Source organism: Pseudaestuariivita rosea (genome assembly GCF_017592335.1).
In the GTDB taxonomy this organism is placed as follows: domain Bacteria; phylum Pseudomonadota; class Alphaproteobacteria; order Rhodobacterales; family Rhodobacteraceae; genus Parasulfitobacter; species Parasulfitobacter rosea.
The window spans coordinates 128,849-142,561 of sequence record NZ_JACNMP010000001.1 but is presented as its reverse complement, the minus strand read 5'-3'; the positions used below and the strand labels follow the sequence as shown (position 1 = coordinate 142,561).

15 protein-coding genes are annotated in these 13,713 nt (G+C 51.5%); 10 read left to right on the top strand and 5 right to left on the bottom strand.

Annotated elements, in window-relative coordinates:
* Positions 1–28 precede the first annotated feature (28 nt).
* Together H7848_RS00710 and H7848_RS00705 are read left to right on the top strand one after the other, a co-directional pair.
* A complete protein-coding gene (locus tag H7848_RS00710) occupies positions 29–910 on the top strand; it encodes a LysR family transcriptional regulator (protein WP_208347446.1) in 882 nt (293 codons plus the stop codon).
* Positions 907–1,824: a DMT family transporter gene (locus H7848_RS00705; RefSeq protein WP_208347201.1), complete on the top strand. Its 918-nt coding sequence runs from the start codon at positions 907–909 to the stop codon at positions 1,822–1,824. Before H7848_RS00710 ends, H7848_RS00705 begins: the two co-directional genes overlap by 4 nt.
* 40 nt (positions 1,825–1,864) lie before the next feature.
* Here H7848_RS00705 and H7848_RS00700 read toward each other — a convergent pair whose 3' ends face one another.
* Entirely contained in the window at positions 1,865–2,194 is a 330-nt protein-coding gene (locus H7848_RS00700) for an ArsR/SmtB family transcription factor (RefSeq protein ID WP_208347199.1), read from the bottom strand.
* Between the two features lie 203 nt (positions 2,195–2,397).
* Here H7848_RS00700 and H7848_RS00695 point away from each other — a divergent pair, with 203 nt between their 5' ends.
* The 5 genes from H7848_RS00695 (at position 2,398) to H7848_RS00675 (ending at position 4,912) form a co-directional block, all read left to right on the top strand.
* Entirely contained in the window at positions 2,398–2,727 is a 330-nt protein-coding gene (locus H7848_RS00695; protein WP_208347198.1) for an AtpZ/AtpI family protein, read from the top strand.
* 1 nt (position 2,728) lies between these two features.
* On the top strand, positions 2,729–3,478 hold the full coding sequence (locus tag H7848_RS00690; RefSeq protein ID WP_419555481.1) for a F0F1 ATP synthase subunit A: 750 nt from the start codon (positions 2,729–2,731) through the stop codon (positions 3,476–3,478).
* Between the two features lie 51 nt (positions 3,479–3,529).
* On the top strand, positions 3,530–3,766 hold the full coding sequence (locus H7848_RS00685; protein WP_174134593.1) for a F0F1 ATP synthase subunit C: 237 nt from the start codon (positions 3,530–3,532) through the stop codon (positions 3,764–3,766).
* 70 nt (positions 3,767–3,836) lie between these two features.
* Positions 3,837–4,361, top strand: coding sequence for a F0F1 ATP synthase subunit B' (locus H7848_RS00680; RefSeq protein WP_208347197.1), 525 nt, complete (start codon positions 3,837–3,839; stop codon positions 4,359–4,361).
* On the top strand, positions 4,358–4,912 hold the full coding sequence (locus H7848_RS00675) for a F0F1 ATP synthase subunit B (RefSeq protein WP_208347196.1): 555 nt from the start codon (positions 4,358–4,360) through the stop codon (positions 4,910–4,912). Before H7848_RS00680 ends, H7848_RS00675 begins: the two co-directional genes overlap by 4 nt.
* A gap of 40 nt (positions 4,913–4,952) precedes the next feature.
* Here H7848_RS00675 and H7848_RS00670 read toward each other — a convergent pair whose 3' ends face one another.
* The 4 genes from H7848_RS00670 to H7848_RS00655 all read right to left on the bottom strand — a co-directional run bounded on the left by H7848_RS00670 (position 4,953) and on the right by H7848_RS00655 (position 9,865).
* Positions 4,953–5,720 (bottom strand): FadR/GntR family transcriptional regulator, encoded by a 768-nt coding sequence (locus tag H7848_RS00670; protein WP_208347195.1) that lies wholly within the window; start codon positions 5,718–5,720, stop codon positions 4,953–4,955.
* Positions 5,721–5,775: 55 nt separating this feature from the next.
* A complete protein-coding gene (locus H7848_RS00665) occupies positions 5,776–6,540 on the bottom strand; it encodes a PP2C family protein-serine/threonine phosphatase (RefSeq protein WP_336512046.1) in 765 nt (254 codons plus the stop codon).
* 6 nt (positions 6,541–6,546) lie between these two features.
* A complete protein-coding gene (locus H7848_RS00660; protein WP_237072482.1) occupies positions 6,547–7,428 on the bottom strand; it encodes an FHA domain-containing protein in 882 nt (293 codons plus the stop codon).
* Positions 7,429–7,642: 214 nt separating this feature from the next.
* A complete protein-coding gene (locus H7848_RS00655) occupies positions 7,643–9,865 on the bottom strand; it encodes a serine/threonine protein kinase (protein WP_208347193.1) in 2,223 nt (740 codons plus the stop codon).
* Between the two features lie 546 nt (positions 9,866–10,411).
* On the opposite strand from H7848_RS00655, the gene H7848_RS00650 reads away from it, so the two are divergent.
* The 3 genes from H7848_RS00650 (at position 10,412) to H7848_RS00640 (ending at position 13,683) form a co-directional block, all read left to right on the top strand.
* A complete protein-coding gene (locus tag H7848_RS00650) occupies positions 10,412–11,092 on the top strand; it encodes a DUF1045 domain-containing protein (protein ID WP_208347192.1) in 681 nt (226 codons plus the stop codon).
* A gap of 136 nt (positions 11,093–11,228) precedes the next feature.
* Positions 11,229–12,503, top strand: coding sequence for a DUF3422 family protein (locus H7848_RS00645; RefSeq protein WP_208347191.1), 1,275 nt, complete (start codon positions 11,229–11,231; stop codon positions 12,501–12,503).
* 16 nt (positions 12,504–12,519) lie between these two features.
* Positions 12,520–13,683: a M20 aminoacylase family protein gene (locus H7848_RS00640; protein WP_208347189.1), complete on the top strand. Its 1,164-nt coding sequence runs from the start codon at positions 12,520–12,522 to the stop codon at positions 13,681–13,683.
* The last annotated feature ends 30 nt before the right edge of the window (positions 13,684–13,713 follow it).

Here is a 13,713-nt window from a genome sequence, read left to right as displayed (position 1 = left end):
AATATGTTGATAGGCGCACATAAAGATGCTGGACAACTGGGACGAGATCAAAACGGCCTATCAAGTGGCACGTCTGGGCACCGTGAGTGGTGCCGCTGATGCATTAGGCGTACACCACGCCACGGTTATCCGACACATCGACGCGCTGGAAGGGCGGCTTGGGGTCAAACTTTTTCAAAGACATGCAAGGGGTTACACCGCGACCGAGGCTGGTCAGGACCTGTTGCAAGTGGCCCAGGCGACAGACGATCAATTCACCCAATTGGCGGGTCGCCTAAAGGGCCGCGGCGAAGACGTGACAGGCGAATTAGTTGTCACATCGCTGGCTTCGGCATCCAAGCTGCTGTCACCCGTTCTGGCGGATTTTCAGCGGGAATACCCCGATGTGACCGTCCGATATCTGACCGATGAACGTGTTTTTCGTCTTGAATACGGCGAAGCACATGTGGCGATCCGGGCAGGGTCGGCGCCGGATCAGCCCGATAATGTGGTTCAGCAGTTCGTCAAAGTGCGCATGCTGCTAGTCGCCAGCGATACCTATATCGATCGATATGGCCTGCCCGAAAGCCCGGACGACTTCGTCAATCATCGGTTTATCGCCCACGACAGCCCGACATCACGCGCGCCCTTTATCAAGTGGCTGCGCGAGATGGTGCCAGCCCAAAACATCACATTTCGCACGACAGATAACCGATCGATGGAGGATGCCGTGATCGCGGGTGCGGGCATCGGCTTTATCGCGAAATGGGAATTCAAGGTGCGCGATAACCTGACAGAGGTGATGGAAAGCAAGGATGAATGGTCGGTTCCGATGTGGCTGGTCACGCATGTCGACCTGCACCGCACAAGCAAGGTTCAAGCGTTGCTGAAACACCTTAAGGAAAATGCCAAGATTTGGGATATTGAATGACCCGCACAGGCGGTGGTCATGCGGCGATGCTGTTGTTTTCAGCTTTAGTCGCGGGATCGTTTTCACTGGGGTCACTCGCCGCAAATGAAATTGCGCCTGCCGCTCTGAACGCAGTGCGGTTTCTGATCGCAGCGGTGATTATTGGTGCAGCAGCTTTGGCAACGACAGGTATCCCCCGATCAGCGTTCCACGCACCCTGGCGATATCTGATCTTGGGCACCTTGTTCGCGACCTATTTTGTTCTGATGTTCGAGGGTCTGAAAACCGCGTCCCCCGTCAGCAGCGCTGCCGTTTTCACGCTGACGCCTGTTATGGCCGCCGGATTTGGGTACATTCTTTTGGGTCAGGTCATGACCAAACGGATTGCATTGGCGCTTTCGATCGGCGCCTGCGGTGCATTATGGGTCATTTTTCGCGCGGATCTGGGCGCGCTGTTGCAATTCAACCTTGGGCGGGGCGAGGTTATCTATTTCTTCGGCTGCCTGGCACACGCGGCCTATACCCCGATGGTGCGCAAACTGAATCGGGGTGAACCGGCGGTCGTTTTCACATTTGGCATGCTGGTCGCAGGTTTTCTTGTGCTGGTAGCCTACGGGTGGCGCGATATCGCGACGACCGATTGGGCATCACTGCCGCCGATTGTGTGGATCACAATCCTGTACGTCGCAATATTCGCAAGCGCTGCAACATTTGTACTGCTGCAATATGCGACACTGCGCCTGCCGTCCTCAAAGGTGATGGCATACACCTATCTAACGCCCAGTTGGGTTATCTTATGGGAGGTCGCCTTAGGCCAAGGGCTGCCGCCGATGATCGTTCTTGGCGGAATTGGAATGACCGTTGTGGCCCTGACGCTGTTGTTGAAAAACGAAGACGCAGCTAACCGAGATCAAAGAAGTTCGATCAGCGGCTAAATATATTCAGTGCTGACAGAAAAAGACGCCTTGGTAACGATTATTCGACGGACTTCAGTTCGGTTTCCAGAAAACGTTCGAAGGCATCGAGATTGACGGCTTCGAACTGGCCAAAGCTTTGCATCCATATGCTGGCCTCACGCAGGGCATCAGGTTCCAGCTTGCACCACTTTACCCGCCCACGCTTTTCCTGGCTGATCAGACCGGCACGGGTCAGAATGGTCAGGTGCTTTGAAATCGCAGCCAGTGACATCTCAAAAGGGTCGGCTACATCGGTAACAGCCATGTCGTCTTCCAACAACATGATCAGAATGGCGCGTCTGGTTGGATCTGCAAGCGCGGCAAAAGTAAGGTCAAGGCGGTTTTCCACCCGGTTTGCTAATCAGAGCATGCATAAATCGTCAACCATTTGGTTGAATATCGTGATCGTCCCGATTTCAGCTGTTTAGCCCCTTAGGTACCCAATAGATAAAAATAATTACAATACTTTCAATAACTTATAAAGCCTGGACCCGCCTTGACTCGGACCGCGGCTACGACTAGCACTACGATAAATGTCCGAAAGGTTGGGCGATGGCAAATGATCCCGAAAAGGCGCGGATAGAAGCGCTGGAACAACGGATCAAAGCGATGAAAAAGTCGCAAGAGCCGCCGCCACGAGTGGACGAACACTATTCTCAGGCGCAACTGGCCTGGCGGATGGTAATAGAGTTGGTTGCCGGTCTTCTGATCGGTTTTGGCATAGGATACGGGTTGGACCGTCTTTTTGGGACAACTCCTATATTTCTGGTGCTGTTCATACTGCTGGGTTTCTTTGCGGGCGTAAAAACCATGATGCGCTCGGCCAAAGAAATTCAAGACAAACATCTGGCCAAAGAGGCTGGCGAAGACAAAGGGGATTAACGTGGCGACGGAAGAAAGCGGTAGCGTTTTCAGTTTTCACCCTATGGATCAGTTTATCGTCAAACCACTGTTTGGCGGAACAGAAATTCATTGGTACACGCCGACGAATGTCACCTTCTGGATGGCACTGACTGTTCTATGCGTCGTTCTTCTTTTGGTTGTGACAACCCGCAAACGCGCAACGATACCGTCACGGTCACAATCGATCGCCGAACTGACATATGGCTTTATCTACAAAATGGTCGAAGACGTGACCGGTAAAGATGGCGTCAAATATTTCCCATATATCATGACACTGTTTTTATTTGTGCTTTTCGCCAATTTCCTTGGCCTTGTGCCAATGGCATTCACGACAACATCCCATATCGCGGTGACAGCAACGCTGGCTTTCGCAGTATTCTTTGCCGTGACCATTCTTGGCTTTGTCAAAAATGGTGCGTCATTCCTGTCGTTGTTCTGGGTATCTTCCGCACCACTGGCAATCCGTCCGGTTCTGGCAATTATCGAGATAATCTCTTATTTCGTACGCCCCGTCAGCCATTCGATCCGGCTTGCCGGTAACATGACCGCCGGCCACGCGGTGATTAAGGTCTTCGCGACCTTTGCCGCTGCTGTCGCGCTGTCGCCCCTGGCAATCCTGGGGGTCACAGCGATGTACGGGCTTGAGGTTCTGGTGTCGTTTATCCAGGCCTATGTCTTCACAATTCTGACCTGTGTTTACCTAAAGGATGCTCTTCATCCGCATCACTGACACACAGGTTTTCCCGCAAATACTAGCTATTCCAACTCAAGGAGAATGATCATGGAAGGCGATATCGCAGAAATGGGTAAATTCATCGGCGCAGGCCTGTCGGCATTCGGCATGGGTCTGGCTGCTATGGGGGTGGGCAATGTTGCCGGTAACTTCCTGGCCGGTGCACTTCGCAACCCATCTGCCGCTGCTGGTCAAACAGCAACACTGTTTATCGGCATCGCATTTGCAGAAGCTCTGGGCATCTTCTCGTTCCTGGTTGCACTTCTGCTGATGTTTGCTGTCTAATCCTGGTAAACCAGTTTCTTGCTTGCGGGGCGGCATAGCCCCGCAGTGACAAAGGTTTCAGGAGGCCAAGATGGCAACAGAAAGCGGAGCAGCCGAAGCTGTGGGTATGCCACAGCTCGATTTCTCAACATTTCCGAACCAGATCTTTTGGCTGGTTGTCACAATTGTTGTGATTTATTTTATTCTGTCCCGCGTGGCCTTGCCGCGGATCGGGGCGGTTCTGGCTGAACGCCAGGGAAGTATCACGAACGATATTGCTGCAGCCGAAGAATACAAGTTGAAGGCGAAAGAGGCCGAAGAAGCTTATAACAAAGCTTTGGCAGACGCCCGTACCGAGGCACAGCGCATTGTTGCCGAGGCCAAAGCCGAAATTCAGGCCGATCTGGATCAGGCGATCGCGAAAGCCGATGCCGAAATTTCGGCCCAGGCGGCTGAGTCCGAAAAGCGCATTGGCGAAATTCGCGAAAGTGCGATGGACAGCGTGACCGAGGTTGCAAAGGAAACAACGAAAGCAATTGTTGCGTCCTTTGGCGGTAAAGCTGACGCAAGAAGCGTCAATGCGGCAGTTAATGCGCGTCTGAAGGATATGTCATGAAAAAGCTTAGCTTAGCCTTGATCATACTGGCAACACCCGCAGCAGCTGCAGATAAGCCTTTCTTTTCGCTGGCTAATACAGACTTTGTTGTTCTGATTTCATTCCTTGTTTTCATCGGCATCCTGATTTACTTCAAGGTGCCGAAGATCATTGGTGATTTGCTGGACAAACGCGCGGCCTCAATCCAGTCAGAACTGGATGAAGCCAAAGCATTGCGCGAGGAAGCTGCGAAGATTTTTGCAGATTACGAACGCAAGCAAAAAGAAGTACAGGAACAGTCAGAACGCATCGTCACCAAAGCCCGGCAAGAGGCCGAGGAAGCCGCTGAGCAGGCGAAAAAGGACCTTGAACAAACAGTTGCACGACGCTTGCAAGCGGCGGAAGAACAAATCGCCAGTGCGGAAGCCTCTGCGGTGAAAGAGGTTCGTGATCAGGCAATTATTGTATCGGTCGCGGCGGCTAAGGACGTGATCGCGAAACAGATGACGGCCGATACGGCGAACACTCTGATTAATGATGCGATAGACAACGTACAGTCAAAACTGCACTAACTCGAAAAACGTTCAAAAGCCCCGTAAATTGGGGCTTTTTCTACCGCCTTTGTTCATGTTCGAAACGCTGACGCGCTATTTTTTCATTGTGCTCGGCTTTTTGCTGACCTCGTAAAGCCTCTTCCACATAATCAAGATGCGCCTCAACCGCTTGTCTTGCTTTTACCGGATCACGTGCCTGAATGGCATCATTTATCTCGCGATGCTGATGCAGCAGCATAGTGCGCGTGGTTCTTTGCCGAAACATGATCTGACGGTTATAAAACACGCCCTCGCGCAGCAGTTCAAACATCGATCGCATCATGTGAAGCATGACGACGTTATGGCTGGCCTCGATAATCGACAGATGAAATTCCGCGTCCAGGCGCGCCTCATCCGTCGGATTCCGTTTGCTGTGCGCCTGTTCCATCTTGTCGAAAATCGTGGCGATGACTTTCAAATCTGTATCCGAGGCATATTCGGCCGCACGCTGCGCCGCCAACCCCTCCATATCGCGACGGAATGAGATGTAATCAAAAACCGCTTCATCATGGGTGGCGAAAAGTTTGATCAGGGCGTCAGAAAATGCTGACCCAAGCACATCGGCGACATAGACACCGGCGTTAGCGCGGCTTGTCAGCAAACCTTTATCCTGCAGTTCGGAAATCGCCTCACGAACCGATGGTCTGGAAACGCCCAGTTGTTCGGACAGTTCACGTTCAGACGGTAGACGTTCGCCCGGATGCAAAACGCCACGCAAAATAAGAAGCTCAATCTGCCGAACAACAGACTGAGACAGCTTTTCAGGATTTATCTTTTCGAATGGCATGTGACCCCTAGAATTGGTCAAAATATATGACCAATTCTAGGTATCAGCAAGTGGATCAGGTAATCTTGACGACCGTCAGAGAGATATTGTCCTGATCCGGGTCTTTCAGCTTATGAACAGCCCCCAACAACGCCTCGGCGATCTGAGAGCTGGATTTGCGTTTGTTGCGATTGATCGTTGTTTGAATCTGACGATCTGTCAGAAACTGCACACCATCACTGGCCACAACAAGAATATCACCAGCCTGCAGTTTTGTTGGATCGACACGACAGTCGATTTTGGGAATACGATCCCCCATCAAAACCGACGTCAGACAATTCCGATCAGGATGATTACGCGCGGTTTCTTCATCGATCTGCCCGGTCTTGACCATGACATCAATCTGAGGCGCCATTGAATGATCTTCATTCAACTGCGTCAGAACCCCTTTACGGAACAGATAAAGGGGCGAGTCGCCGATGGATATCCAGTACAAACGCCTGTCGAACAGGACGGGCGCCACCAGCGTTGCCCCCATACCTTCATGTCCGGGATTTTTTTCCACATGCGCATTGATGCAATCATTCGCTGAGCGTGCGACATCCTGTAGAACCGTCGCGATATCTTTTTCAAGCGCTTCAGGCTCACCAAACTGAAACTTCAGTTCGCTGAAAACCTCTGTCACAACAATCTTGCTGGCGACATCGCCGGCCGCGTGGCCGCCCATACCGTCTGCAAGAACTGCAAATCCAAATGGATTCCCTAGATTGAAGTCGGCTACAACCGAATCTTCCTGATAGTCCCGTTGGCCTCTACTGATGGCCGTCGTAACGTCGTACACAGCTTCTTACTCGTCTGTAGTTTCTGGGGCTTCTTCTTCTGACCATGAGAAATTCTCGCCACACAAGGCAAGAAACAACAGTGTTGTTTCACCAATACGGATTAAATCACCATGATACAAATCTTCTGTACTCAGCACCGGCTTTTCATTCAGGCGGACAAGGTTTGATTTGCCGCCATGGCCGATGAAGAATTTGCGCTGCTCGTCATCATAAGCAATTGACGCGTGGTTTTCGCGCGAAATACTCATATCGCCGAAATCCAACTGAACGGCCTGATCTTCGCCACGACCCATTTGCGACACACCGGCTTGCAAAGACATCGAGTGTCCGCGGCCCGGACCTTTCAGAACGATAATCCAACCAACCGGATAGCGATCCGCCTTTGCAGCGGGTGCGCGGGTTGGCTCTGGTGTGACCGGATTACCAGAGATATCCTCAAGCTGCCCGCTGGACCGTTCAAAGCCTAACAATCTGGTTTTCGTGCGGCCACCGCGGCGCATGGAACGACTGCCGTCAGCCTCGGGCATATCTGAGCTCGGCAGAGATGCCGCCGAAGGCGTTAAGCTGCTAGGTGCTGGTGCTTGTTCAGCTGCAACTTGCGGTTCTTGCTTTTCTGCCAGATCCCACATATTAGATTTGGCCGAATCTTGAACAGACGGCTGCTCGAGTGGCATCCCTTTATCTGCCCCATTAACCTGCTCTGGCCGAGCAGATTGCGACGGATCAGGTTGTGCAACAGCTATCGGTTGTGGCGCAGCAGATTGATCCGCCGGTTTTTGAATCGCAGGTTCCTGTTTGGCGGCGGCCTGATCACTTTTCTTTGTGACCAGCTCTTGAATAAACCTCAGTTTCCCGTCGTCACTGCGAGGCTTGATACGTCTGATCATTTCGTCACCTCATTCTCGGTTGGATGAGCCGGCTGTTTTCAACACAACTACACCCGAATTCCTTTCGTTTCGGTAATGCACAACAGAAGAACTAGATACAATAGGCTCGGAAACAGATGATTTTCCCGATTGCTGACTATTTAGTACGTTCTTACGTATTGGCACAACTGACATATACAGGGCCACCAATGGCGTACGCGCTACAAGAAACATTTTAGCTGCCCTCGGCCAGAAGCATTTTGGCGTCGGACTGCAGACCATTCCGGTTGATTGTGAACTCCGCCTGGGCGATCTGATCACGTGCAAAACGTCTTAGCAGGAATTCAAGACTTTGCGATGTGGTCAGTTCACGACCAGTGCTGGCTTCAGCAACCAAAACATCGCCAGCACGCAGATCGGTCATTGTCTCATCATTAACACTTGTGACGGTTGTGCGCCATTGACCATCAATGAAATCGACGTTCATGTTGACACCGTTTTTCAATTCAAGCGTACGAGACACCGGCACCGCCAGAGTGTTGTGTTCAAACTGGCTTTCTGCAGTCATTTTCATTCGGACGTCTGCGTAAACAAACTGATCCTGACCCAGATCGGGTGATTGCATAAGGATATCTGAAATGGTTACACCGTCGCTGACCCATTCGCCATTTACAGCGTAGATAATGATATCTTCGGCCAACCATTCACCTTGTGGAATTGCTTGCGCTGCGGGTGAAACAGATGAAATGACCGGGAATTCACCACCGTCCGTCTGACTCTGTCTGGTCTGGAAGGGGATCGCGATATTCCAGCTTGTCGTCGCGAACTGATCTTCTGCGACTGAAACACCTGTTTCGCGCTGCTGAAGGTTCGATGGCTCCTGAACAACCGGTTGGCTGAAAACGATTTCCGGTGCTGTCTCAGGTGCAACCTGTGCAATTTCTTCGGTTGATATAACCTCTTCAACAGGTGCCTCTTCTACAACCGGTGTCTCTTCTACAACAGCTGCTACTGTTTCTTCCGGTTCGATGTTTTCGGCCACCTGACCGGCAACAACTTCGGCAATTTCATCTGCGGGCTGTCCTTCGACTGCGACGGAGTCGTCAACAGAGGCAACGCGCTGGACAACTACAGGTTCTTCTGCAGCAGGTGTTTCTTCGGCAATCGCCTCAACAGGTGTTTCAGTCGCAGCCTGATTAACAGGTCCTACAATAATAACCGACTCTTCAGCTGATGTTGACTGAGATGTCGGCGTCTCAACAACCGGTGTCGCGTTGGCAGTTGTTTCGGTTGTGTCGCCCGGCATAAACTGGAACGTAGCAATACTGGCCACAACCGCAACAACAGCAACCGATCCCAACAAGAGACCCATTTTGCTTTTCTTCTTCGCGGGCGCCAGTACAGCTTTGACCTGAGGGGAAGCACTTACTGCTGGCTTAGCAGGTGCAGTTGCTTTGGCTGGTGCTTTGCCAGTTTTTTCGTCGGCCAGAAGACGTGCGATTGAAGCTTCAACCGGCTTATCATTGTCCAAAACCTTGCCATCAATAATATCCTGCCAGTCTTTGGCGGATTTGATACGGTCTTTTGGCAACACGCTAAGGGCTTTATCCAGCGCCTTCAAGAAGTTGGGCGGATACCCATCGATGCGACCATTCAATGGATCGTAAAGATCCTTGCTATCTTCAGCAATCGCTGCCAAGCGGGCCTGACTGTTAGGCGGCGCCTCGCCAGTGATCACATGATAGAACGTCGCAGCCAAGGCATAAAGGTCACTTGAGTCATTCTGGTTACTGCCCGCGATATAAAATTCTTGTGGCGAGTAGCCGTCCTTAACAACGCGCAAAGCCGACAAAGCACGGCTTTTGTTCGATGCTTGTTCGCGAGCGGCGCCAAAGTCGATCAGAATGGGTTCGCCGGTTTGACTGACCAAGATGTTATCGGGCGATATATCACGGTGCAAAACACCACGTTCATGAATGAATGAAACAGCGCCCAGAAGTTTGCGCAGCATCGATACGACCGAGTCAGGCGTCAACGTGACTTTTTCATCGTCGATGATCTCAAGCAGATCACGACCGTTGATGAAATCCAGCGCCATATAGGCCGTATCGTTATCTTCGAAAACCTGGTGAACGCCAACAATGTTAGGATGGATCAGTTTCGACTGACTTTTCGCTTCCTGAACGAAAAGCTTAACAATTGACTTGAATTCACTTTGATGTGCACGCGAACGCGCCCCAACAATCGTATTGCTGCGGCGGCAGAATGCGCTTGGAAAACACTCTTTGATAACGACGTCACGATCAAGGCTGTCTTTGGCCAGATAAGTGATGCCAAATCCACCGCTATTGATAAATTTTGTGATGGTGTACTGACCCTGAAGCAACTTCGTGCCCGGCGTTAACTCATCTACAAACTCGTCGTCGTCCGGCTTTTCAGCCTCTTGGTTTACTGCCATAGGATGCCCATCCCCAGTTTGGTCTTCACTAGTATCAACAATTTACTAACGATACTTAAGGTGATTTTTTTGTGAAAAGGACGCCCACAATTTGGTATTATAGCGGCTTAATTAAGGCGAACACACACACGTAAAGTAAAAGTATTGATCGTACTATCCGCCTTTCAACGGCCACTAACAGTCCTTGTCCCAGTCGTGTCCTAAAGACGGACACCCCTGTATTTTAAGGAAATTACAGTGGTTTTCACCTGATCTATGACACAGAAGGACATGGTTTCCAATAGGGAAACAAATTATCGTTTAAATGTGGCAACTTATGAATAATGGCCACAATTCAAGTCGCTTGTCGCATGCATGACAGCCCAAAATGCCTGAGAATCGTTCAGAGAATAATAACCAATTTTAAAGCTCCGACTCACTTCTGTGGTCCGGTCGCATTGAAAAATGCAATTCATTCACACAAGCTATCAGGTGAACTGCATCCCTTCATACTAATGTCATACAACATCTTAGGATGAAGGCTTAAAAACCAAGACTGACACCGCGATGAATTTCAAGCGTTATGCTGTTTACTATACACCTGAACAGGGTGACCTGGCCGATTTTGGAGCCGCTTGGTTGGGGTGGGACATCGCCCAAGGTCAAAGGGTGACGCAGCCGCCATTGGCTTCTGTCGATCTGTCCGCGATCACCGAACGTCCAAGACCTTACGGATTTCACGGAACGCTGAAACCGCCATTTAGACTGGCGCTAGACAAAAGCTTTGACGAACTTCACCAAGCACTTTTATCCATCGCGCCGTCATTGCCGACGGTCAGACTAAACAGTCTAAACCTTTCATTCTTGGGCTATTTTCTGGCTTTGACACCATCTCGACCTTCTGCAGAACTTACAATTTTAGCTGACCGCCTGGTGCAGGAACTGGACGATTTTCGCGCAATGCCGTCACAGGCCGAATTGGATAAACGCCGAAAGGCGGGGCTTAGCGAAAAACAGGAAAAGCTTTTGATGGCCTGGGGATATCCCTATGTACTGGACGAATTCAGATTCCATCTAACACTGACCGGACCTTTGGGCACCGATGCGATTGGCCAAATAAAGGCGAAACTCGAGCCACTTTTAAAACCTGTTTTGCCAAGTCCGTTTGAGATCAAAGATGTAACACTTGTCGGGGAAGACAGCGCTGGATTCTTTCATGAAATCCATCGTTATACACTAGGTGGCTAAACAGGAAGACCCAGGAATGCACGCATCGCATACTGTCGTGTACGATTAAGTATAAGATATCCATGTCTTTTCTTGGTTTACAGTGCGGACGGAACGACTAGGTTCTAGTAAACCTAAGCTGGCGCAGTATGGATTTATGAAAGATCATCCGCTTCGATACAGTCTAACCAATGAATTACACGCTCGGCCGTTTCCGTCGTTGAATGCGCCATGCATGGCGGCTTACCTGGCCATCAAACAGCCATCAAATGCTGCCGCACGTGATCGTGCAGAAGATCGCGCGCATTTGCTGGCATTGTTGGACCGTCATGGCGTGCCGCACCCACCGCCGGATGCCACACACTATTACGGAAAACTGGGGCGTCATACCCTGAAATGGGAACAACATACCGAATTCGTAACCTACACTCTGTTCGAAGACGGCGTAAGCACTCGGCCATTTGATCCTGCTATTTTTGAAGCGTTCCCCGACGATTGGCTGGCAGAAGCCCCCGGCGCGTGTATCACATCGGCACTGATACGGATCGAGGAAAAACCCAAAAGCGATCGGCAGATCTCGGATCTGTTATCGGAGTGGTATGTCGCCGAAAGTCTGGCTGTCAGTAGTGTTCTGGATGACTGTGCGATCATCGCTGGTGATTTCCGGATTGATCCCGCCGGTCACATTCGGTTTTCCATTTTCGTCAATGAAGGCACCGGCGCGCGGCGGATCGGTCGGATTGTTCAACGTGTGTGTGAGATTGAGACATATAAGGCCATGTCCATGCTGGGCCTGGCCCGCGTCCGAAACATGTCGGCCCGGATTGGCGCGATTGATAACGAACTGTCACAGCTGGTCGCGAACATGACCCATCCGGTCAGCGATGCAGACAAGACCCTGAAAACACTGTTGGCAATTTCAGCCGAACTGGAAAACATGATTGCACAAAGCGCATTCCGATTTGGGGCAACGGGCGCCTATGAGGCCATTGTGCATCAGCGCATCAATGTTCTGCGCGAAGAGCGCTTTGGCGGGCGACAAACCTTTCAGGAATTCATGATGCGCCGCTTTGATCCGGCAATGCGAACGGTCAAGGCCTCGGAACGGCGTCTGTCCGCCATGGCAGAAGGTGCCATTCGCGCTGCGAACCTGCTGCGGACGCGCGTTGACGTCGAACGATCCGCCCAGAACCAGTCATTGCTGGAAAGCATGGACCGCCGCGCCGATCTGCAATTGCGGCTGCAGCGCACAGTCGAAGGGCTGTCGGTTGTTGCAATCAGTTACTATGCAGTGAACCTTGTGATCTATATGCTGGGGCCAGTTGGCGATCTGACGGATCTGTCTAAACTGGCCCAGACCGCAATTGTCACACCATTGGTCATTCTGGTCGTCTGGCTTTTGGTACGTCGTATCAGAAAATCAATGGACTAACCTGAAAGGGATTCTAATGCCCATCAAGAACCGTTTTGCTGAAATGCATGACGAAATCACAGGCTGGCGTCGTCATCTGCACGAAAATCCCGAGCTGATGTTTGACACCCACCAAACCTCGGCCTTTGTCGAAGAAAAGCTGCGCAGCTTTGGGTGTGATGAGGTCGCGACCGGCATGGGGCGAACGGGTGTGGTCGGTGTCATCAAGGGTAGGTCTGACACATCGGGGCGCGTGATCGGACTGCGTGCCGATATGGATGCGCTGCCGATCCATGAGGCGACAGATTTGCCCTATGCCTCCAAAACCGATGGTAAGATGCACGCCTGTGGGCATGACGGCCATACCTCAATGCTGCTTGGCGCTGCGAAATACCTGGCCGAGACGCGCAATTTCGACGGCACCGCCATCGTGATCTTCCAGCCCGCTGAGGAAGGCGGTGGGGGTGGTCGTGAAATGGTCGAAGATGGGCTGATGGACCGTTTCGGCATTCAGGAAGTTTACGGCATGCACAATTGGCCCGGTCTTGCGCAGGGTGAATTTTCAATTCGTCCGGGGCCGTTCTTTGCAGCCGCGGATCAATTCACGATCACAGTGACGGGCAAGGGTGGCCATGCGGCCAAACCGCATGAGACAATCGACACAACGGTTGTTGCCAGCCACATTGTTCTGGCGCTACAGACAATTGCCAGCCGCAATGTTGATCCGGTCAAACAGGTCGTAGTGTCTGTGACATCTTTTGAAACCAGCAGTAATGCCCATAATGTCATACCGGAAACCGTTATGCTGAAGGGCACGGTTCGGACATTGGACAACGACGTACAGGACCTGGCGGAAGCGCGTCTGATTCACATCGCTGAACAAACCGCCCAGACTTTTGGGGCAACAGCAGATGTAAACTACATTCGCGCTTATCCGGTGATGGTGAATAATCCGGCGGAAACGGATTTTGCGGCCGATGTGGCACGAAAGGTCAGTGGCCAGTGCAATGATGCGCCGCTGATTATGGGGGGTGAGGACTTTGCCTTTATGCTGAACGCGCGGCCAGGTGCGTATATTCTGGTCGGAAATGGCGATTCAGCCCCGGTTCATCATCCGAAATATAACTTCGACGATGCCGCCATTCCTGCAGGATGCAGTTGGTGGGCGGAAATCATCGAAAGCCGTATGCCGGTCGCATAAGCATTCTTGCCGCTTATCCTCGGACGCGGT

Excerpts from the sequence above, each read along its gene's own strand:
- H7848_RS00705 (WP_208347201.1), top strand. The coding sequence starts at position 907 with ATGACCCGCACAGGCGGTGGTCATGCGGCGATGCTGTTGTTTTCAGCT.
- H7848_RS00695 (WP_208347198.1), top strand. The coding sequence starts at position 2,398 with ATGGCAAATGATCCCGAAAAGGCGCGGATAGAAGCGCTGGAACAACGG.
- H7848_RS00685 (WP_174134593.1), top strand. The coding sequence starts at position 3,530 with ATGGAAGGCGATATCGCAGAAATGGGTAAATTCATCGGCGCAGGCCTG.
- H7848_RS00680 (WP_208347197.1), top strand. The coding sequence starts at position 3,837 with ATGGCAACAGAAAGCGGAGCAGCCGAAGCTGTGGGTATGCCACAGCTC.
- H7848_RS00675 (WP_208347196.1), top strand. The coding sequence starts at position 4,358 with ATGAAAAAGCTTAGCTTAGCCTTGATCATACTGGCAACACCCGCAGCA.
- H7848_RS00670 (WP_208347195.1), bottom strand. The coding sequence starts at position 5,720 with ATGCCATTCGAAAAGATAAATCCTGAAAAGCTGTCTCAGTCTGTTGTT.
- H7848_RS00660 (WP_237072482.1), bottom strand. The coding sequence starts at position 7,428 with ATGATCAGACGTATCAAGCCTCGCAGTGACGACGGGAAACTGAGGTTT.
- H7848_RS00655 (WP_208347193.1), bottom strand. The coding sequence starts at position 9,865 with ATGGCAGTAAACCAAGAGGCTGAAAAGCCGGACGACGACGAGTTTGTA.
- H7848_RS00650 (WP_208347192.1), top strand. The coding sequence starts at position 10,412 with ATGAATTTCAAGCGTTATGCTGTTTACTATACACCTGAACAGGGTGAC.
- H7848_RS00645 (WP_208347191.1), top strand. The coding sequence starts at position 11,229 with ATGAAAGATCATCCGCTTCGATACAGTCTAACCAATGAATTACACGCT.
- H7848_RS00640 (WP_208347189.1), top strand. The coding sequence starts at position 12,520 with ATGCCCATCAAGAACCGTTTTGCTGAAATGCATGACGAAATCACAGGC.